Origin of the sequence: Sphingorhabdus sp. Alg239-R122 (genome assembly GCF_900537065.1) — a bacterium.
Lineage (GTDB): Bacteria > Pseudomonadota > Alphaproteobacteria > Sphingomonadales > Sphingomonadaceae > Alg239-R122.
Map to the genome: position 1 here is coordinate 124,544 of NZ_UNRC01000001.1, position 21,201 is coordinate 145,744.

The window sequence follows — 21,201 nt, forward strand, 5'->3', positions numbered from 1 at the left end:
TGATAGCGCCCGGAATTTCCCCGAAGGCTATGGCATGCACGTGCCCGAAACAGAGTTAACACCGCTGCAGAGGTTGTTGTTCGCATATGCGCCGGCAAAACACCGCGCTGTCTATGGTGCCATTTTCGCATTGGATAATCGCTGTGCCGCGATTCTGCGTGGCACGAATGAGGTAATGCTGGGACAAATGCGTCTTGCATGGTGGCGTGACGCCATAGGCAAACCAGCGACTGACAGACCACAAGGTGACCCTGTGCTTGGAGCTTTGTCCGGCATGGAGAAACAGGGGCTTGACCTTGATGCGCTCGTTCCAGTCATCAATGCATGGGAACTATTGCTCGTAAATGAAGAACTTACGCACGAGCAACTTGGCGATTACGCTGCGCAGCGCGGCGGGACGATATTCAGTGTTCTGAACAGGCATATTGTGAATGAAGCTTGCGTTGAGCAAATCAGCCAGGTCGGGAGCTTTTGGGCATTATGGGACCTGGCTCGTCATTCGATTGATGACGGTATGCGCAGAGGATTGATGGACAGACTGCAAACCGAACAGGCCGCGAATGCTGGACTGAAATTACCACGCAGCTTGCGGCCTTTGTCGATACTGAAAAAACTGGCTGACAGGGATCTCCGGAAAGGCAGTGTGGATGAACCAATCATGCGGCCAGCAACGGCCGCACAAATAATCTGGCACGGTGTCACTGGCTTGTGATATAACCATATTCCTGAAGGGGAATGGTTATGACACGGATATTGGCGGGCGGCCTTGGGGCTATCATGCTAATCACGGCGGGCTGGTTTTTCTGGATCGGACAGGCCGATACGCAGGTCGAGATTCCCGCGCCTCCGCCGGAACCGATTGATGCGCCGCCCGCGGAGCCTGAATTACCCGAGGCTGATGTATCCGGCCTGAAGGGTCCTACACCGCCGAAAGCCACGGAACTGACCCGCGAGCAACGCCGTTTTGCGCGCTATGACCGCAATTTCGACAAGCGCATTACCCGGACGGAAATGCTGAGCAGCCGGACCAAGGATTTCAAAAAGCTGGATGTGGATGGCAATAACCTGCTGACATTTGAAGAATGGGCTGTATCAACATCAAGACGGTTTGAAAAAGCGGACCGCAACGGCAATGGCGAACTGAATGCGGCGGAATTTGCAACCACCAAACAGAAACGGCGGAAGAAACCGGCTTGCAAGTGTTAGCGTGGGTTCGTAGCTGTGTAGTGCTACGCGGCCTTATGGCTTTCAATCCACTGCTGCAAATCCGTACGGGCGCGTGACGTCATTGCTTCTTTGCGCTGTTTCTTATGCACTTTTTCCTGCAGGGGGGCGAACAGGCCGAAATTGATATTCATGGGCTGATAGTGGCTGGCGTCCGCATCGCCGGTGATATGAGCCAGCAGCGCGCCCAAAGCGGTTGTTTGCGGCGGCAGAGGTAAGGTTTCACCGCGCAGTTCCGCGGCAACCATACGACCTGCCATAAGCCCGACGGCAGCACTTTCCACATAGCCTTCACAGCCCGTAATCTGTCCGGCAAAGTGGATATGCGGCGCTTTTTTAAGACGCAACTGGCGGTCAAGAAGTTCTGGTGAGTTGATAAACGTGTTGCGATGCAATCCACCAAGCCGCGCAAATTCCGCTTTTTCCAGGCCGGGAATGGTGCGAAGCAGTTCAACTTGCGCGCCATGCTTCATCTTGGTCTGGAAACCGACCATGTTCCAGAGCGTACCGATTTTATTGTCCTGACGCAGCTGGACGACGGCGTGCGGCCAACGACCCGTACGCGGATTATCAAGGCCAACCGGTTTCATTGGGCCATAACGCAGTGTATCAAGGCCGCGTGACGCCATTACTTCAATTGGCATGCACCCCTCAAAATAGGGCGTGTCCTTTTCCCAATCCTTGAACTCGGTCTTTTCGCTGTCGAGTAATCCTTGATGAAATGCTTTATACTGCTCTTCGTTCATAGGGCAGTTGATATAATCCTTGCCGTCACCATCGGCGCTGCCTTTATCCCAGCGGCTTGCTTTCCAGCATATGTCCATATCAATGCTGTCATGATGAACAATCGGTGCAATGGCGTCGAAAAAGGCAAGTGCTTCATCGCCGGTTGCAGCGCCAATGCTTTCGGCAAGCGCCATCGCGGTAAGCGGACCGGTTGCCACGATGGTAAGCCCGCTATCCGGCAGAGTGTCAACGCGTTCGCGGACAATCTCTATATTAGGATGTTGTTCCAGTTGGCGCGTAACATTGCCTGAAAAGATATCCCGGTCCACGGCCAGCGCAGATCCTGCAGGTACTTTTGCGGTTTCGGCTTTGTCCATGATGATGGAGCCGAGTGCACGCATTTCGGCATGCAGGAGCCCTACGGCATTGCGATCCGCATCGTCGCTGCGGAAACTATTCGAACATACGAGCTCTGCCAGTCCATCGGTCTGGTGTGCAGGTGTCATTTCACCCGATCCACGCATTTCCGATAGGTGCACTTTGACGCCAGCTTCAGCCAGCTGCCATGCAGCCTCTGATCCGGCAAGGCCGCCGCCGATTATATGCACGTCATGGGTCATGTCTGGCTCCGTTCAATCATCAGGTTCCGGCTCATACAGAAACCACGGGCCAGATAAAATAATATAATGCATTTGCGATGTCGCCAATGCTATGAACTGTGCGAGCAGGGGAGACAGGAACATGGTCAAACGCGCATTTGTAGAGTCACGGCCTTATCTGTTGCTCAGCCTGATATTCGGTATCAGTTACTTTTTCATTCGCGATAGCACTGTGCCAGGGCTGTATCAGATGCTCTGGAAAGGGGCAGGTGTTGCCTTTCTGGCGTTATATGCGCTGCGCCGTCACCCGTCTTTTGACGCCAAACTGCTTGCTGCTGTCATGGCATTTGGATCACTGGGGGACATGCTGATTGAAATAGACCTGATCTGGGGCGCGATCGCTTTTATAGGCGGGCATATTGTCGCGATCTGGCTCTATCTGCGAAACCGGCGTGAAAGCCTGTCGCTTAGTCAGAAAACATTTGCGATGCTGTTAATCCCTTTCACCGTTTTTATTGCATGGTTGTTGCCCGGTGACCGCAGTCTGGCGGTGGGAATAGCAATTTATGCCTTCTTTCTGGCCGCAATGGCGGCGATGGCGTGGACAAGCAGCTTTTCACGTTACCGTGTGGGCGCGGGAGCACTGATGTTTGTGGTATCAGATTTACTAATCTTCGCACGGGAAGGGGCTTTGGCGGAGTCCATCATTCCATGGCTGCTGATCTGGCCGTTATATTATTTCGGCCAGTTCCTGATCTGCACAGGGGTTATCCAGACTTTACGTAAAGATATTCCGCACCGTTAGGCGGGTGATACCCCTACTCCTCCTCTTCACCGGCACCGGGGTTGGCAGTATCAGGGCTATCGGCATCAAGGATTTCATCCTCGTCTTCGCTCTCGTCAATTTTCGCGGCGCCGACAACATGTTCGCCCTTTGCAACATCGAAAATGCGTACACCGGCTGAACCACGGCCTATAACGCGCAGGCTGTCAAGCGGCGTACGGATCATTTTGGCTTGATCGGTAACCAGCATGAGCTGGTCCGCTTTTGTTGCCGGGAAACTGGCCACGACCGGCCCATTGCGTTTTATATTGTCAATATTGGTCACACCCTGTCCGCCGCGGCCGATACGGCGATATTCGTAAGCGGAAGACATTTTGCCGTAACCATTGGCACAGATTGTCAGGATATACTGTTCGCGTTCTTCCAATTCGGCAAAGCGCTCTGCGGTGAGTTCAGGGCTACCTTCCTTATCGGCTTTCCACGGTGCAAAGCGCAAGTAATTTTCGCGCTCTTCGACGCTTGTGCCAGTGCTGCCAAGAACAGACAGCGAAATAACCTCGTCATCACCTTTCAGTTTCATGCCGCGTACACCGATACCGCTCCGGCTTTTGGTTTCGCGGGCGTCGCTGGCGGCAAAACGAATGGCTTTTCCGTTGCGACTGGCGAGGAGTACATCATCATCTTCAGTCAGCAGTTTAACGCCAATCAGGCGGTCGCCGCTATTTTCAACGAAACCCATCGCTATCTTGCCATTGCTTGGCACATTGGTGAACGCATCCATGCTGTTGCGGCGCACCATGCCCTGGGCTGTTGCAAAAATAATATTCAGATCTGCCCACTCCGCTTCATCTTCGGGAAGGGGCAGCACGTTTGTAATAGCTTCATCTTCTGTCAGAGGCAGCAAATTGATCATCGGGCGGCCACGAGTCTGAGGCGCGCCTTCGGGAAGTTTCCATACTTTGAGCCGGTAAACACGTCCGGTATTGGAAAAGAAAAGCACCGGTGTATGTGTCGATGTGACAAACATTTCGATGACAACATCTTCCTCTTTTGTCGCCATGCCTGCGCGGCCTTTTCCGCCGCGATTTTGGGCACGAAATGTATCAAGCGCGGTACGTTTGATGTAACCGCTATGCGTGACCGTGACGACCATATCCTCACGTTCCATCAGGTCTTCATCTTCAAGACCGTCCCATGCCGGGGCAATTTCCGACAGGCGCGGTGTTGCGAATTCATCGCGCACCGCGATCAGCTCTTCGCGTATCACTTCATATAGCTTAACACGATCTGCCAATATCTCGAGATATCCTTCGATACGGCTCGCAAGTTCTTTTAATTCATCACCAATTTCATCGCGGCCAAGTGCGGTCAACCGGTGTAGGCGCAGGTCCAGAATGGCTTTGACCTGTGCTTCGGACAATTTGTAAGTGTCGCCTTCGACTTCAGTCTCTATAGCTTCAACAAGCTTGATATAACCGGCAATTTCCTTGACCGGCCATTCGCGCGCGAGCAATGCCTCCTTGGCATCCGCCGGACTGGATGAACCGCGGATGATACGGACGACTTCGTCCATATTGGTGACCGCAATGACAAGGCCGAGTAAAATGTGCGCGCGATCACGCGCTTTGTTAAGCTCAAACTTGGTCCGCCGCGTGATGACTTCTTCGCGGAATTTGACAAATGCCTCGATAATGTCACGCAGGTTGAGCACTTCCGGGCGCCCGCCACGAATGGCAAGCATATTGGCAGGAAAGCTCGACTGCGCGGGGGTATGGCGCCAGAGCTGATTCAGCACGACCTCGGGTGTGGCATCGCGTTTCAGGTCAATGACAACGCGTACACCCAGCCGGCTCGATTCATCGCGAATATCCGCAACACCTTCGATCCGCTTGTCTTTTGCGGCTTCGGCAATTTTTTCGACCAGTCCGTTTTTGCCGACCTGGAACGGGATGGAGGTGAGGACAATAGCCTGTTTATCGCTGCGCCCTTCCTCTATTTCATGCCGCGCGCGCATCATGATGGAGCCTTTGCCCTCATGATAAGCCGATTTCGCACCTGCTTGCCCCAATATCAACGGTGCAGTCGGAAAGTCCGGTCCGGGGATGATTTCCATCAGTTCGTCAATGGTAATGGCGCCATTATCGATAAAGGCGAGGCAACCGTTAATGACTTCACCCAGGTTATGTGGAGGGATATTGGTGGCCATGCCGACCGCAATGCCGCCGGCGCCGTTGACCAGCAGATTAGGGAAGCGTGCAGGCAGAACCTGGGGTTCTTCACGTGATCCGTCATAATTTGGCGTAAAATTGACCGTGTCCTTGTCCAGGTCGTTCAATATGCTGTTCGCAACCTTGGCAAGCCGCGCCTCGGTATACCGCATGGAAGCAGGCGGATCCGGGTCCATCGAACCGAAATTACCCTGACCGTCAATCAGCGGCACACGCATTGACCAGTCCTGCGTCATGCGTGCCAGGGCATCATAAATCGCACTGTCACCGTGCGGGTGATAGTTGCCCATCACATCACCGACAATTTTCGCGGATTTACGATAAGGGCGGCCCGCGACAAAGCCGCCTTCTTGTGAAGCGTAAAGGATGCGGCGGTGCACGGGTTTCAGACCATCACGGACATCGGGCAACGCACGGCTGACTATGACCGACATGGCATAGTCGAGATAGCTGGTTTTCATCTCGTCGACGATATCAATCCGTTCAATGTCGGATGGCGGCGTGACGGTGTTTTCTTCGCTCACAAAAAGGTCTCTTCAGCTATTGAATAATGAAGGATAACCTTAGGGTAGCGGCGTAACGAATGCCAGCTTCACAAGGGTATAATGCGCTTTTTTCAACAGGTTTTTGGCAAGGAGTGGCGGAGAGTTTTTTCAGGGCTGTATTTCTTCGCCATCCCAGGCAAAAATCTTGCCACTATCAACCGGTTTCAGGTCGTCTGTTACGTCCAGCCACTGGAACGGGCGGGCTTTGTGTGAACTGCCAGGGGAGGAATTTGGTATTATTCTGGAAAGATTTGCCGGGTGCGATATCGGCGGCGTCTGTTATGCGCGGATAAAGCGAAGGGTGTTCTGGTCGCTGCCGGAGGCATCATATGCATATCCGTCACTATCAAATGATTTCACGGATTCGATATCATCCAGCCTGTGTTCGCACACAAAGCGGGCCATCATGCCGCGGGCTTTTTTGGCAGCAAAACTAATGAAACGCGGTCCATCGGGGCCATCCTGGCGAAAATCGACATTGACAATTTCCGCATCCAGCTTCTTTACTCCCTTGGTGACGCTGGCAAAATATTCCTGTGAGGCGAGATTCAATATGATATTGCTATTCTGTTCAGCCAGGTCATGGGAAAGCTGCTGGGCAATGGCGTCACCCCAGAAATCAACAAGCGATTTATAGCGCGGCGCCCAGCGGGTGCCCATTTCCAGACGGTAGGGCCGGATATTGTCAAGTGGTCGCAGCAAACCGTATAGTCCGGACAAAATCCGAAGATGATCCTGAGCATAATCTATCGCAGCCTCATCAAGTGTGCGCGCTTCAAAACCAGTGTAGACATCGCCTGAAAAAGCATAAATTGCCTGTCGTTCAGGTTGGTTGTGAAAATCTTTGTAACGCCCATAATTGAGTTCGATGAGATTGTCGGAAACGGGCATTATATCTTTTAACCGTTTCTTGCTCAGGTTGGACGCGGCCGACACAAGCTTACCAGTTTTATCGGGAAAGCGCGGCTGTGTGCTCTGCGCTATCGGCACGGCTGTGTTATAATCGAGTGACTTTGCCGGAGAAATAAGTGTTATCATGCGAAAGGGTGATAAACGAAAGCGCTGTGCGTTGCCAACCCTATATGGCCACGATACTATCTATGTTGCCGGGGCTTCAGTGGAGTATCAAACCGTTCAAGCATCATTCAGTCGATTTCGTATATATAGCGCAGGTAAGCACATATGTAAGCTGATCATTTCAGCCTTGAAACAACAGGGTTTAAGATACATATTCAATATTATTAAGTCGCGCAAAGCGATTATTTTTTCGGGAGATTATATTATGCGTCGCAACTCACATTTTTCGCTGGCTTTGGCATTGATGGCGGGTGTCGCCACTACGATGTCATTTGCCTTGCCTACGGACGCTGCGCATGCAGTCCAAAAGAAAAAGAAGAAAAAGAAAGGCGCAGAAACCCCTAAATATGACCTGACTGACGCCTATCGCACGGCCTTTGGCGCGGCACAGGCTGCGTTGGAAGGTGAGGACAATGCGGCTGCAGTCAGCGCACTTCAAGCACTTGAATCTGCTGCAACAAAACCGGATGAGAAATATTTGACGGGGCAGCTATATTTGAACCTGGCGGTTAAGACGAATAATGAGGAATATCAAAAGAGGGCGTTGAAGCTTTCTTTGGATAGCGGGCGTACACCGCAAGAAGATATTGGGCTTTACAATGCCACATTGGGTAGGCTTACCTTGACCAATGACAAGGATTATGAAGCTGCCAAACAGTATCTTGCTGCTGCTGCGGCGGCGGGCTACGAAAATTATGGCATGTACTATCATTATGCTGAAGCAAAATTCGGATCGGCTATCGAGAAATCGGGTGGTTCATCAATCAACGCCGCAAATGTTCCTGAAGCACAAGAGGGGCTTAAATACCTTGAACGTGCACTGCGACTGGCCGAAGGCAAGCAAGGATTTAATAGAAAAGCGTTATACAAGCGCGGCGCAAATATCGCTATTGTAACCAATTCACCAGATGCTGCTTCCTGGCTCAAAAACTACGTAAAGGCGGAACAAGGTGTCGAAAGCTGGTATCTGGCCCTGTCTCAGCTAAGGCGGCAGGCAAGGTATGAAAATCAGGATAATCTGGACCTGATGCGCCTGATGCGCCGTACCAAGTCCATGCGCACTAGCGCGGATTATGCGGAATATACGGATAACGCTGGTGCGCAGCGCCTGCCAGGTGAAGTATCAACCGTTTTGGCAGAAGGTACGTCTGCCGGTCTGGTTAACTCGTCCGATCAGTACTTTTCGTCGGTCCTTTCAACTTCACGCGGTGCTGTAAGTCAGGACCGTGCAAGCCTGGGGTCATCAGAACGGGCAGCTCGGTCAGCGTCGCATGGCCGTATCGCGCTTGCTACAGGTGATGCATATCTGGGCTATGGCCAACTCGACAAAGCCGTCGCAATGTATGAGCTTGCTATGACAAAAGGCGATATTGATCGTGACCGTGCCTTGACGCGTCTTGGTATCGCTTTGTCCGATAAAGGCGACTACGCTGCTGCGCGTGAGAAATTCAGCATGGTATCGGGCGTGCGCAAACCTCTTGCTGACTTGTGGCTGCTCTGGGTCAACCAGAATGATACTGCTGCAACGGCGCAGGCGCAGCCTGCACCTGCCGGTTAATCAGCAACTTGATTTTGAGCTAGATGAGGGGCGCCGCGAATGTGGCGCCCTTTTCATGTATCTATAGGTACACCGGGTTGATGCTTGGCCGTTCTGATGGTGAGAGATGTTTTCACACTGGCCACGTTGGGGGCAGGCGTCAGTTTGGAAGTTAAAAACTCCTGAAACGTTTGCAGGTCGCGTGACACAATTTTCAGGATAAAATCTATTTCCCCGTTCAGCATGTGACATTCGCGTACTTCAGGCAGTTCCTTGATATGGTCTTCAAACAGCTTCAAGTCATCTTCTGCCTGGCTTTTCAGGCTTACCATGGCAAAAACTGTTATCGCATAGCCCAGCATATTGGGTTCGACATTGGCATGGTAAGACTTGATAATACCCGCGTCTTCCAGCGCCCTTACGCGGCGCAAACATGGAGGAGCAGTCAAGCCAACACGATCCGCAAGCTCGACATTTGTAATTCGCCCTTCTGCCTGTAGTTCGGCCAGAAGCTTACGGTCTATTTCGTCGAGATTGGTAACTGTCATACTAATTTTCCAAGTTTAAGTCTGTCCAAATGTCCATATATACGGATAAGTCGTAATTTCCTGAGGCCAGTTGGTAACGCACTATAATTATATTATCTTGTAACGCAATTGTCCCACAATGCAACGTTGCAAAATCAACACTTTGAGATTCACGGTATCGTGTTATGCCGTGATTAGTGCAGCATTGATCGCTAAACTGTTACGGCGATTACAGTTTTATATCTAACTGAAGATACGTATTATTAATGGCGCAGGCGTGAAGAATCATGTTTTTTGATGACCGACTAGATACTGTTCTGGAAGGCTCCATCCCGGAGGATGATGCCGCACGAGTGCAGTACATCCAACTGGTCGACCTGTTGTCACAACAATCAAAAGGTATATCGCCGGAGCAGATAATAACAGGACTGGAACGCGTTCATGCTTTGCGCCAAGCGGTTCCCGAAGCCGAACGCGTAGAGGTTGTTAACAGCCTTCAAGGAAGATTGAAAAATCTATCCCTTGTTCAATATCTTGCTGCTGACTCACCTTCGGTTGCAAGCGCAGCTATTGCTGCAGCGCGGCTTAGTGATGAGACATGGGTGGCTCTTATTCCCAACCTTTCGGTTCGTGCGCGTGGTTTCTTGCGCACCCGGCAGGATCTTGGTTCCAAGGCTGTAGCTGCTTTGGCGAGCTATAGTGCAGGCGATATGGTTTTACCGTCACCCGTTTCCAACGAAGAAGCCTTGCTGATTGATAAGGAGCCTTTAACTGACGAGCAAAGTGGTTCATCTGCTAAGGAAATAGCAGGCATGGATGGTATCTCTTCTGAAAATAAAGATACCGCTCACGCATCAAAAAAGGCTGTTGCAGAGCGTGAAATTGGAAAAATCGTTGCGCGCATTGAGGCATTGCGCAAAGCGCGTGGTGAAAATGTAAAAGAATCTGAAAGCTTTGCAGCTGATTCAAAGAGTAAGCTCAAAACCGCAGAGGTGCTTGATAAAGTCGGTTTTGAAACGGATGACAGCGGTAAAGTGGTATGGGCCAACAGCGGTCAGGGCAATGCATTTTGCGGAACAAATATTGCCTATCCTGCGCGGCAAGGGGTTTCTGGTCCAGATGGCTATGCCGCAGCGGCATTTCGTCAACGCATGCCCATAGAATCCGGCAGATTGCAGATTTGCGATATTCCAGCATTGAACGGTAGCTGGCGGATGGATGCAAAGCCTCATTTCGACAAGAAAACTGGCCGCTTTCGTGGGTTTCGCGGAGAGATTCGCCGCCCCTGCGTCCACGAACAGGCGGGACCAGAGCAGGCACAGCAGCGCGGAGATTCCATGCGGCAGCTTATCCATGAACTGCGCACACCGCTTAATGCGATAATGGGGTTTTCCGAAATTATCGAGCAGCAGCTATTTGGTCCCGCGGCATATGAATACCGGTCGCTGGCGAGCGAAATCAAAAAAGATGCCCAGTTTATGCTTTCGGGTTTTGATGATCTTGACGTTGCTCTCAAACTCGACAGGCAAGCGTTGGAAATAGAAAGTGGTTATTGTTCGGTGGCCTGGCTGACAGCGCGAATTAATGAGCGTTTGGAGCAGCAAGATAACGCAGAGTCGCTGAAAATGAATTTTGCCCGAGACTTTGAAGGCTTTGCAGTGGCCCCGGTTATGGCCGACCGTATAATATTGCGGCTCATAACTACATTATGCGGATTTACGCAGGATGGTGAAGGGTTGAGCGCCAAATTCACACCTTCGGATGACGGGCATATGTCAAGGATGCGGATCAAACTGCCAGCTGCTTTGGCGGAGCTTTCCGAAACAGAATTGTTCAGTGACGATATCGACGTGACGGAAGTACCGATTTCGCTCTTGGGAATAGGTTTTTCACTGCGCCTCGTGCGGAGGCTGGCGGAACAGGTCGAGGGCAAGCTGGTATTGAAAAATGGCCGTATCTTTGTGACGCTTCCATCACTTCAACACAATCAGGCTAAGGCCGATAACGCGGTATTGAAATAGACGCTAAGCATGCGGTGTTCGATCTGCAATTTCTAGCAAGTGGCCAGGACAATAAAATAAATAAGGCGATGCGCACGGCATGTCTTGCCAAGACATGCAAGATTCGGCTATCGGCGCGTCTGATGTTCTTTTGCAAGGGCATTTGCACTTTGGCGGGGCCTGTAGCTCAGTTGGTTAGAGCTGGCCGCTCATAACGGCTAGGTCGGGGGTTCGAGTCCCTCCGGGCCCACCAATGTACCCATTTCAGCCGGTTTGCACCGGCATATGAAAAAAAGTGCAAATTTGTTTTGCCTTCTCGGCCAAGTGCCATTAGGGGAGGCGGGCGTCGGGGAGTGGCGCAGCCTGGTAGCGCACCTGTTTTGGGTACAGGGGGTCGCAGGTTCAAATCCTGTCTCCCCGACCATTTTCCCTTTATCCAGATATTTAGACTATTACTGCTCGGTGCCGCCATTCATATCGGTTATTATCGTGTCGGTGTCATTATCGATCTCAGCCTGTTTGATTTTCATGGCTTCATCAGCGGCTTCTTCGAGTGTTTTTGCTTCTGCATCGACCTTTTCGTCGACTTGCTGCGCCGCCACATCTGGATCAGCGGAAAACTCATCACTACTGCAAGCCGCAAGGGTGGCGCAGAAAACAACGCTGGCGAATAAGTCCTTGGCAAAGCGGTTATTTGGCATCTGGTGTAAAGTCCGTTTCGCTATTCGCAATGATTGATAGTACGGTTGTCCATGCGGCTACATTTTGTTTCAACTGCTCTTTGTCCACTTTGTCGAGTGTATCGTCAGGTGTGTGGTGCAGATCGAAATAACGGGTGCCGTCTTGCTGCAGGTCAATCACGGAAACGCCTCCAGCGGCTATGAGTGGACCAATATCCGCACCACCTGTGGCGGGCGCGCGGCCTAAGCCAATTCCCAACGGGGCCAGCGCCGCTGTTATCTTGCCAGTCTCATCGCCTGCGCTTTCGGGCAGGTTATATTCGACACGCCAGACCCTGTCTGCGCCAAAATCCGATTCCATTGCGATGGCATGCTTTTCATCCTTGTGCTTTGCGGCGTAATCCCTGCCACCCCATAGGCCGACTTCTTCTGCGCCAGCCCAGAAGATGCGGATGGTGCGTTTCGGCTGTCCGGCATCCATAACATGCTTGGCTGCCGCAGTTACGATCCCGCACCCGGCTGCATCGTCAAATGCACCAGTGCCGAGGTCCCAGCTGTCCAGATGGCAGGAGACCAGAATCATGGGCAAATCCGGGTTGCGGCCCGGCACTTCGGCAATAACATTGCCCGATGTTTGCTGACCAATATTGCGCGGCGTGAGTTTCAGTTTCATGCGTACTTTTTGGCCGCGTTCAAACATACGCACCATATTTTCGGCATCCGGAATGGAAAGTGCAGCCGCCGGAATTGGCCTGACGCCTTCCTGAAAACGCATATTGCCGGTGTGCGGATTGCGGTGAGAATCAGTTCCCACCGACCGAATGACTATGGCGGCTGCGCCCTTTACCGATGCGACATTCGGTCCAACCCAGCGGGTTGGACCAAAAGCGCCATAGCTTGAACCATCCTGTGTGCGGTGCATGGCGTGGCTGACAAAGGCGATTTTGCCGTCAAGGCTCCCCGTTGGTGCAGCTTGTAAGTCGGCGAGTGTAGGGAAATAGACAACTTTAGCTTCCATTCCGTCCGGACCTGTGCTGGCGCTGTTGCCGAGCGCTGTCAAAATAACCTTTTGCGGATAAGGGCTGACAATTTCTGCAGTTTCTTCGCCGCGCACCCATGTCGGCATCTGATATTCCTCAATACGGGCATTTTTGAAACCAAGCGCATTCAGTTTGGCTAAAGACCAGGTTCGTGCACGGGCTTCTGCTTCGGTTCCTGCTTGTCGGGGACCGATTTCGGTGGTGAGTCCCTCGGTAATGTCCCAGGCGACTTTGTCATTCAACGCCTTGTCACGAAGGGTGGCTGGGTCATGTGCGCTCTGCGCCATGGCCGGGATGGAAATGGAAAGGGCGAGCAGGGGAAGGATGATATGTTTCATGGCGCTCACTCTAGCCGCAGATAACAGATTTGCAATCCTGTCTTGCGAGCGCGCGCCAGCATGGCTAGAGACGTGACAAATTCAATGACAATACCGCGCATCACATATGATGCAGACGTAGAGAACAGGACGACATAATGGCCGTACAGTATAGCTTTGTAATGAAAGGTCTGACCAAGACTTTCCCGGGCGCGCAAAAACCCGTGCTCGACAATATCCACCTACAGTTTCTGCCCGGCACGAAAATCGCCATTATCGGTAAGAATGGTGCGGGTAAATCAACTCTGATGAAAATCATGGCCGGTATGGATACCGAATTTCAGGGCGAGGCTTGGGCAGGTGAGGGCATTCGTGTCGGCTATCTGGCGCAGGAGCCGGATCTGGATGAAAGCAAGACCGTCAAGGAAAACGTGATGGACGGCATCCGTCCGATTGCTGATCTTGTCGACCGCTTCAATGAAATCAGCACACTGATGGCCGATCCGCCTGAAGATGCCGATTTTGACGCATTGATGGAAGAAATGGGCACGCTTCAGGAGAAAATTGACGCGGTAGATGGCTGGACACTCGATAATCAGCTGGAAATAGCGATGGAAGCACTGCGCTGCCCGCCGGGCAATTCATCGGTTAAAGACTTGTCGGGCGGTGAAAAACGCCGCGTGGCGCTTTGCCGTCTGTTGCTCGATAAACCTGAAATTTTGCTGCTCGACGAACCGACCAACCACTTGGACGCCGAATCGGTCGCATGGCTGGAAAACCACCTGATCGAATATCCCGGCAATGTCATTCTGGTGACCCACGATCGCTACTTCCTTGATAATGTCGTGAGTTGGGTTCTGGAAATCGATAGGGGCAAAGGCATTCCGTTTGAAGGTAATTACTCGCACTGGCTAGATGCCAAGGCAAAGCGGATGGCGCAGGAAGAGCGTGAGGATAAAGGCCGCCAGAAAGCCATTGAGCAGGAGCTTAAATGGATGCGGCAGTCGCCCAAGGGCCGCCAGACCAAGTCCAAAGCGCGTATCAAATCGTTTGACCAGTTGGTTGAGTCGCAGGAAAACCGTGTTGTCGGTAAAGCGCAAATCCTTATTCAGACACCCGCGCGCTTGGGCTCCAAAGTGCTTGAAGTTAGTAATGTCAGTAAAGCTTATGGCGACAAATTGTTGTTTGAAGACTTGTCATTCACATTGCCTCCGGGCGGTATTGTCGGCGTAATCGGTCCGAACGGCGCGGGTAAAACTACGCTTTTCCGGATGATTACCGGACAGGAAGAACCCGATTCCGGGAAGCTTGAACTCGGCGATACAGTTAAGCTTGGCTATGTTGACCAAAGCCGTGATGATCTGGACGCCAAAAAGAACGTCTGGGAAGAGATTTCAGACGGTTTGGATGTGTTCACGCTCGGCAAGAATGAAGTACAGACCCGCGCTTATGTTGGTGCTTTCAATTTCAAAGGCGTGGATCAACAGAAGAAAGTCGGTCAGCTATCAGGTGGTGAACGTAACCGTGTGCATCTGGCGAAAATGCTGAAAGAAGGCGGCAATGTGCTGCTGCTCGACGAACCAACCAACGATCTTGACGTTGAAACGCTCCGTGCGCTTGAAGATGCGCTTGAAAGCTTTGCCGGTTGTGCCGTGGTGATTTCGCATGACCGCTTCTTCCTTGACCGCCTGGCAACGCACATCCTGGCCTTTGAAGGAGATAGCCACGTCGAATGGTTTGAGGGTAACTTTGAGAGTTATGAAGAGGACAAACGCCGCCGTCTGGGCGATGCAGCGGACCGGCCGACACGGGTGAGCTATAAGAAGCTGACGCGGTAACCGCTCAGCCTTTTATAGCATGAACCGCATTTGCCCGTCACGTTCAGGCGGAATGAACAGGTCGCGTCTGAGTCCAAATTTAGGACCTGTCAGTCCATAGCGCTTACGGGCTATTACGGTGCGTGTGCGCAGCAATTCAGCCCATGGCCCTTTTCCTCTGAACCGGTCAAAGAAATTGGGGTCGTTGTTGTGTCCACCACGGATTGACTGAATGATATGCATCACCTTGCCCTTGCGGTCCGGAAAATGCGCTTCCAGCCAGGCGATAAACAGCGGCGCGACTTCATGTGGCAGGCGTACGGGAATGGTGGAAATGCTGAGCGCACCATGTTCGGCGGCGGTCTGGGTGATAGCTTCGATCTCATGATCGGTAATAGCCGGAATGACAGGTGCGATGTTCACATGCACCGGAACGCCTGCATTACTCAGCATCCTGACAGCAGCAAGTCGTTTATATGGGGCAGGGGCTCGTGGTTCGAGTATCCGGGCCATGTGCGAGTCGAGCGATGTGACAGAAATGGCGACCGCCGTTAACTTCATGTCAGCAAGCGCTTTGAGCAAATCAATATCGTCACATACCCTGTCTGACTTGGTGGTGATGCCGATCGGATGGCGTGTTTCCAGCATGACTTCCAATATTCCGCGCGTGATCCGGTATCTGCGCTCGATTGGCTGGTATGGATCGGTGTTGGTGCCAATCGCAATCGGCTGTACCTTGTAATTGGTCTTGGCGAGTTCCAAGCGCAAAAGCTTTGCCGCATCCGGCTTGGCAAACAGCTTTGTCTCGAAATCCAGTCCAGGCGATAGGTCATGATAGGCATGGGTAGGGCGCGCAAAGCAGTAGACACAGCCATGTTCACATCCGCGATAGGCATTGATCGAACGGTCAAAAGGAATGTCGGGTGACCTATTGAATGTAATTATTTTTTTGGGAGATTCTTCTGTTACGCTGGTGCGCAATTTTGCGGGCGGACCGTCAATGCTTTCGGCCATGTCGCGCCAGTCACCATCGGTTTCGCGGTCATGCAGATTGAAGCGCTGCGGCGTGGCATTTCGTGTGGCACCGCGGCCTTTTAATACATGCTCTTCTTTGTCTTTTGCCGCCATTTACACTTTCCACCTTTCTTAGGTGGAGCAATATAGAACAAAATAAGAACAAATGACAATGCAGGTAGAAGCTATTTTTCCTGTAGTCGCGGTATCAACTCGACGAAATTACAGGGGCCGTGACGGCTATCAAGCTGTGAGTGCAAGATATCGTCCCAACCGTCCTTAACCGCACCGTTGGAGCCAGGCAGGGCGAAGATATACGTTCCGCGTGCGAGCACTGCACAGGCGCGCGACTGGATGGTCGATGTACCGATTTTTTCATAGCTGAGTAGTCGGAACAATTCACCAAAGCCAGGGATATCCTTATCCTTAACCTGATCCAGCGCCTCAGGGGTAATATCACGGCCCGTGAGGCCGGTACCGCCTGTTGTTATCACGACATCAATGTCAGGATCATCAATCCAGTTATGCAGGCGGGCAATGATGCGGTCCCGGTCGTCACGCTCAATCGCGCGCGCGGCCAGTTCATGCCCGGCGTCTTGTACCCGCTTGGTCAATATGTCTCCAGATGTGTCGTCTGCTCGTGTGCGTGTATCTGAAATGGTCAGAACCGCGATATGAATGGGTATAAAGGTACGGGTTTCATCAATCGCCACTATTTTGCACTCCCGTTACTCGGTCATCATGGGTGAGCCGAATATTACGGCTTCCATTGCGGTCCGGAAAACTTGGCCATAATCCCTGTGTCAATCCGTGCGCACTGGATGAGGTAACGCCGGCCTGATCCTCATACATCCAGTAATTGCGCAGAATGATGCCAACATAAGCGCGCGTTTCGGAATAGGGAATGGATTCGATGAACAGCAAGGGATCACCATTGTCGCGCACTTCTCTGTTCCAGCGCGCTACGGGTGTTGGTCCCGCATTATAGGCTGCAATAATCTTGGGCAGCAGGCCCTGTGTCTGCGGCATCCTTTTAAGCTGCTCCAGATAAGTCTGCCCATATTCCAGGTTTATTTCCGGACGGTAAAGATCGGATACGTTGAAACGTTCTCCGCGTGAACGCGCAACATCGCTTGCTGTGCCCGGGCGGACCTGCATCAACCCGCGGGCATCGGCGCTGCTGCGCGCATTGGCGCGAAAGCCCGACTCCTGCAGCGTGTGCGCATAAACCAGCGCAGGATCAACACGCCATCCTTTAACAGGTGCCCATTTCGGACTGGGGAAACGTGCAAAGCTGTCTGGCCGTGCGCCCGATGGCCCATTATGCGCCATGAATATCTGTGCAGTAGGGAGACTGAGGTCACGGGCGAGCCGTAGCAGCGATTCATGCTCACTGGCATTGCCGATACGTGCCTGATGTCGCAACACTTCATCGGCCAATGTCGTTTCGCCAATTTCGGCCAGACCAATGGCTAGCTTGACATTTGCGTTATTGCGAAGCGCCCGCCAGTCATCCTTGCTGAAATCCGCAGGCTTGCGTCTGGTATCAGCTTTCAGGCCAAGGCGTTCACGCGCAAGCAAACCATAGAGTGTTTCGCCATAACTGGCGGCGTGACGCATATTCTGCTGGACATTTTCTGGTGCGCGGCATTTCATATTCGCGCGTGCGGCCCAGTAATACCCCGCAGCACGCATTTCTGGGTTGCTAGCGGTTGATGCTGTCTGCTGGAAAGATTGTGCGGCGCGAACACAGTCATTCAGCCGCCATGCGGCAAGCCCCGCCACCCAGTGCGCTTCGGACACCCATGCACCGCGGCCTTGTATGGCACGCATGGCCATCTGCAGCGCCATATTGTCGTTATTTTCGATATAATAGGACCAGGCGACACGCTGTTGCCATTCGGTTCGCGCTTCTGCGCTCAGCCTTCCCTCGACACCGTTTAGCAGCGATTGAGCACCGCGCGGATCGTCATTCTTGATGCGATCATATATTGCCGCTGCCGTATCAGTTGGCATGGAATTGTCGGCAACTGCACGAGGTTTGCCGCGCCGTGAAACACCGCTAAAGCTCGAGAGGCGGCGATATTGCGGAGAGCGGGGCAGGGTGGTTGCGCCGCGCCGTGTAGCAAGGCGTCCCAGCTGCGCGGCCTGCGGGATATGCGGAGCATCATTGAGCAGCGCCAGTAGCGGTCCGAGTTCAACTTTGGGCGAATTGGCAGCAAGGTAGAACTCGGCTTTGACGATGTCATGCAGCGGACCTGACTGACGCTGGGCCAGCAATGACGTGACCACATTCCATTGCTTGCTTTTGATCGCAGAGAATATCTGCCTGTAATAGTTTTCATCGTTGCGGTTCAAGTGTTCCGGAACATTTTTGGCACTTGCCCGAGCTTTAAAATAATCGGTGCTTTTACCGGCATGAGCGGACGGGGCAGATATAACAGGGAGCAGGGTTATACATGCTGCCACTACCGGCCATCTGAAACGGTTCACTGCTTTACGCTTTCGATTAGCCATTGCCAGTCCTGCCATGCCTTTGCCTTTAAACCGGGCCGCTGCATCAATGTGCGCGGGTGAAAACTGCTTGCCGCAGGGATATTCCCCGTTTCATGATTGATAAATTGTAAATTGAGTCGATTTTTCGGCAAGTCGTTGCCGGTGAGCGCCGAATTGGGCATATTGCCGAGTAATATGACAGCTTGCGGCGCGACCAGGGCGATATGCTTGTTCAATATGCTTCGATAAGCCTGTAATATAGAGGCATCTAGCCGGTTCTCGAGTGAATGTTCCGGCAACAGTGATGCGTGATAAACATCTGTCTGCGCGATTCCCGCTGTGGTCAATATCCTGCCCAACAGCTTTCCGGATACTCCCGAAAACAAGGTTTGTAGATCGTCTCTGTCGGGCATGTCCGATATAATCATCAACCTGGGTTTTAGCGGCCCATGCGGCGCGATACGTGTGCCAGTGCCGCTGGGCAGGGATAGCTGCGGATTCTCCATCCAGAAACGCGTAAATTCAGGATAGGCATCAGGCGGCACAGGCAAATTGACCTTTTGGGATTCAATTTTGCCTTGTTTCTGCTGTACGGTGGCGGTTTTTGTAACCGCTGCGCTTTGCATATTATCATGCCCGGCAGCCGCAGTCCGCACTGCCTCCTTGACGTCTTCTTTGTCGAGCCAACCCTCGGCTTCCGTAGAGTAATCGAGATCAACACCCGCGAGTTCCCACCATCCGAGCAGGCTATCGAGTTCTTCGCGGACCGTACCGCTCGACATTTCACTCATGCTGCATTGCCTATTAAATTGCACATAGAGGGTTGGTCATCCGCTTTCAATTGGCTATCAAACCGTAATGAATAGGGATGTTTTTGCGAATTGGCAAAGACTGATAAGGGCCAAAGAGAAGATAAGGGCGGTATTATGAGTGAACGTGAATCAATGCCATATGACGTGGTGATTGTGGGCGGCGGGCCAGCAGGCCTTTCGGCAGCAATCCGGCTGAAGCAGCTGGCAGCGGCTGAGGACCGGGAGATTGATGTTTGCATTCTTGAAAAAGGCTCGGAAATCGGTGCGCACATCCTGTCAGGTGCCGTGGTTGATCCGATTGCACTTGATGAACTAATGCCGGATTGGCGCGACAAGGGCTGTCCGATGGCTGAAACACCGGTTACCGAAAACCATCACTGGATGCTGACTGAGGGGCGGAAGTTTGGCATGCCGCACATCATGACGCCGCCCTATATGCACAATAAAGGCACATATACAGGTTCGCTGGGCAATATGTGCCGCTGGCTGGGTGAGCAGGCCGAAGAGCTCGGTGTGGAAATTTTCCCTGGTTTTGCCGCCGCTGAAATCCTTTATAATGATGATGGTTCGGTCAAGGGTGTAGCTACCGGCGATATGGGTATTGCCGAGGATGGCAGCAAAAAGGGTGAGTATGAACCCGGCCTTGAGCTCCACGCCAAATACACATTTTTTGCCGAAGGCGCGCGCGGCCACCTTACCAAAATCCTGAAAGGCCAGTTTGATCTGGAGGCAGATTGTGAACCACAGACATATGGCCTTGGCATGAAAGAGCTGTGGGATATTCCGGTGGACCAGCATGAGCCGGGCCGTGTCATTCATACACAGGGCTGGCCGCTTGATGACGCATGGGGCGGGGGGTTCCTTTATCATCAGGCAAACGGACAGGTATCGCTCGGTTTTGTGGTGGCGCTGTCATATAAAAATCCGCACATGTCGCCGTTCCAGGAATTTCAGCGTTGGAAAACGCACCCGGATATTCGCGCAATACTCGAAGGCGGCAAGCGTGTAGCCTATGGCGCACGCGTGATTAACGAGGGCGGGTGGCAGTCCGTACCGAAACTCGCATTCCCCGGCGGTGCATTGATCGGTTGTAGTGCCGGTTTTGTGAATGTGCCGCGCATCAAAGGTACGCATACCGCCATGAAATCAGGCATGCTGGCGGCCGAAAGTGCCTATACAGCCGTTCAGGCGGAGCGGGGCAGTGATGAACTCAATGATTATCAGGAAAGCCTGAATGACAGCTGGATTGCGACTGAGCTTAAGAAGGTCAAAAATGCCGAACCGCTGGTCGACAAGTTTGGCGGCACATGGGGTACGGTCTTTGCAGGCGCAGACATGTGGATGCGGCAACTTCGTATCGGCTTGCCTTATACCATGGGGCATAAGGCGGATCACACCAAGCTGTGGCGTGAAGATCAATGCGTGAAAATCGAATATCCGAAGCCCGATGGTATCATTTCATTTGATCGCCTGTCGTCTGTGTTCCTGTCGAATACGAACCATGCCGAAGATCAACCGGTGCATTTGCAGCTGAAGGACCCGAATATTCCGGTGGAACAAAATCTGCCGGTATTTGACGGCCCATCGCAGCGTTATTGCCCCGCGGGCGTATATGAGTTTGTCGAGGATGAAGGCGGCAATCCAAAGTTCCAGATCAATGCGCAAAACTGCGTGCATTGCAAGACCTGCGATATCAAGGATCCGGCGCAAAATATCAACTGGGTCGTGCCCGAAGGCGGCGGCGGTCCAAACTATCCGAACATGTAGATTGTCAGGCA

At 52.5% G+C, this 21,201-nt stretch carries 17 protein-coding genes and 2 tRNA genes; 9 read left to right on the forward strand and 10 right to left on the reverse strand.

Annotated elements, in window-relative coordinates:
- The first annotated feature begins 34 nt into the window (after positions 1-34).
- Both G6Q15_RS00650 and G6Q15_RS00655 read left to right on the forward strand, forming a co-directional pair.
- Complete coding sequence (locus tag G6Q15_RS00650; protein ID WP_164114507.1) at positions 35-712, forward strand: squalene/phytoene synthase family protein; 678 nt, start codon at positions 35-37, stop codon at positions 710-712.
- 29 nt (positions 713-741) lie between these two features.
- Positions 742-1,206, forward strand: a complete 465-nt coding sequence (locus tag G6Q15_RS00655; protein WP_164114509.1) for an EF-hand domain-containing protein — start codon at positions 742-744, stop codon at positions 1,204-1,206.
- A gap of 23 nt (positions 1,207-1,229) precedes the next feature.
- Here the strand turns inward: G6Q15_RS00655 and trmFO are convergent, their stop codons facing one another.
- The gene (trmFO, locus tag G6Q15_RS00660) at positions 1,230-2,570 is read right to left on the reverse strand and encodes a methylenetetrahydrofolate--tRNA-(uracil(54)-C(5))-methyltransferase (FADH(2)-oxidizing) TrmFO (RefSeq protein ID WP_164114511.1); all 1,341 of its coding nucleotides are present in this window, start codon (positions 2,568-2,570) and stop codon (positions 1,230-1,232) included.
- Between the two features lie 121 nt (positions 2,571-2,691).
- On the opposite strand from trmFO, the gene G6Q15_RS00665 reads away from it, so the two are divergent.
- Entirely contained in the window at positions 2,692-3,354 is a 663-nt protein-coding gene (locus tag G6Q15_RS00665; RefSeq protein WP_164114514.1) for a lysoplasmalogenase family protein, read from the forward strand.
- A 13-nt stretch (positions 3,355-3,367) separates the two neighbouring features.
- Here the strand turns inward: G6Q15_RS00665 and gyrA are convergent, their stop codons facing one another.
- Entirely contained in the window at positions 3,368-6,085 is a 2,718-nt protein-coding gene (gene gyrA / locus G6Q15_RS00670; protein ID WP_164114516.1) for a DNA gyrase subunit A, read from the reverse strand.
- 300 nt (positions 6,086-6,385) lie between these two features.
- On the reverse strand, positions 6,386-7,144 hold the full coding sequence (gene yaaA / locus G6Q15_RS00675; protein ID WP_164114520.1) for a peroxide stress protein YaaA: 759 nt from the start codon (positions 7,142-7,144) through the stop codon (positions 6,386-6,388).
- A gap of 244 nt (positions 7,145-7,388) precedes the next feature.
- On the opposite strand from yaaA, the gene G6Q15_RS00680 reads away from it, so the two are divergent.
- On the forward strand, positions 7,389-8,741 hold the full coding sequence (locus G6Q15_RS00680; protein WP_164114523.1) for a hypothetical protein: 1,353 nt from the start codon (positions 7,389-7,391) through the stop codon (positions 8,739-8,741).
- A gap of 53 nt (positions 8,742-8,794) precedes the next feature.
- Here the strand turns inward: G6Q15_RS00680 and G6Q15_RS00685 are convergent, their stop codons facing one another.
- Positions 8,795-9,268: an Lrp/AsnC family transcriptional regulator gene (locus tag G6Q15_RS00685; protein ID WP_164114524.1), complete on the reverse strand. Its 474-nt coding sequence runs from the start codon at positions 9,266-9,268 to the stop codon at positions 8,795-8,797.
- Positions 9,269-9,534: 266 nt separating this feature from the next.
- On the opposite strand from G6Q15_RS00685, the gene G6Q15_RS00690 reads away from it, so the two are divergent.
- The 3 genes from G6Q15_RS00690 (at position 9,535) to G6Q15_RS00700 (ending at position 11,671) form a co-directional block, all read left to right on the forward strand.
- Positions 9,535-11,268, forward strand: coding sequence for a histidine kinase dimerization/phospho-acceptor domain-containing protein (locus G6Q15_RS00690; RefSeq protein ID WP_164114526.1), 1,734 nt, complete (start codon positions 9,535-9,537; stop codon positions 11,266-11,268).
- Between the two features lie 155 nt (positions 11,269-11,423).
- Positions 11,424-11,500, forward strand: a tRNA-Ile gene (locus tag G6Q15_RS00695).
- 94 nt (positions 11,501-11,594) lie between these two features.
- Positions 11,595-11,671: transfer RNA gene (locus G6Q15_RS00700), tRNA-Pro, on the forward strand.
- A 28-nt stretch (positions 11,672-11,699) separates the two neighbouring features.
- Here the strand turns inward: G6Q15_RS00700 and G6Q15_RS00705 are convergent.
- Both G6Q15_RS00705 and G6Q15_RS00710 read right to left on the reverse strand, forming a co-directional pair.
- Entirely contained in the window at positions 11,700-11,948 is a 249-nt protein-coding gene (locus tag G6Q15_RS00705) for a hypothetical protein (RefSeq protein WP_164114528.1), read from the reverse strand.
- Entirely contained in the window at positions 11,938-13,305 is a 1,368-nt protein-coding gene (locus G6Q15_RS00710; RefSeq protein WP_164114530.1) for a M28 family peptidase, read from the reverse strand. Before G6Q15_RS00710 ends, G6Q15_RS00705 begins: the two co-directional genes overlap by 11 nt.
- Before the next feature lie 137 nt (positions 13,306-13,442).
- Here G6Q15_RS00710 and ettA point away from each other — a divergent pair, with 137 nt between their 5' ends.
- Complete coding sequence (ettA, locus tag G6Q15_RS00715) at positions 13,443-15,122, forward strand: energy-dependent translational throttle protein EttA (RefSeq protein ID WP_164114531.1); 1,680 nt, start codon at positions 13,443-13,445, stop codon at positions 15,120-15,122.
- Positions 15,123-15,134: 12 nt separating this feature from the next.
- On the opposite strand, the gene G6Q15_RS00720 is transcribed toward ettA, so the two are convergent.
- The 4 genes from G6Q15_RS00720 to G6Q15_RS00735 form a co-directional block, all read right to left on the reverse strand.
- The gene (locus G6Q15_RS00720; RefSeq protein WP_164114533.1) at positions 15,135-16,229 is read right to left on the reverse strand and encodes a PA0069 family radical SAM protein; all 1,095 of its coding nucleotides are present in this window, start codon (positions 16,227-16,229) and stop codon (positions 15,135-15,137) included.
- 71 nt (positions 16,230-16,300) lie between these two features.
- Positions 16,301-16,828: a molybdenum cofactor biosynthesis protein B gene (gene moaB, locus G6Q15_RS00725; RefSeq protein ID WP_164114535.1), complete on the reverse strand. Its 528-nt coding sequence runs from the start codon at positions 16,826-16,828 to the stop codon at positions 16,301-16,303.
- A complete protein-coding gene (locus G6Q15_RS00730) occupies positions 16,818-18,473 on the reverse strand; it encodes a lytic transglycosylase domain-containing protein (protein WP_240330682.1) in 1,656 nt (551 codons plus the stop codon). Before G6Q15_RS00730 ends, moaB begins: the two co-directional genes overlap by 11 nt.
- A 131-nt stretch (positions 18,474-18,604) precedes the next feature.
- A complete protein-coding gene (locus G6Q15_RS00735) occupies positions 18,605-19,402 on the reverse strand; it encodes a uracil-DNA glycosylase family protein (protein ID WP_164114539.1) in 798 nt (265 codons plus the stop codon).
- A gap of 135 nt (positions 19,403-19,537) precedes the next feature.
- Between G6Q15_RS00735 and G6Q15_RS00740 the strand changes: the two genes are divergently transcribed.
- Positions 19,538-21,190 carry an electron transfer flavoprotein-ubiquinone oxidoreductase gene (locus tag G6Q15_RS00740; protein ID WP_164114541.1) on the forward strand — a complete coding sequence of 551 codons (1,653 nt, stop codon included), beginning with the start codon at positions 19,538-19,540 and terminating at the stop codon, positions 21,188-21,190.
- Positions 21,191-21,201: the final 11 nt, after the last annotated feature.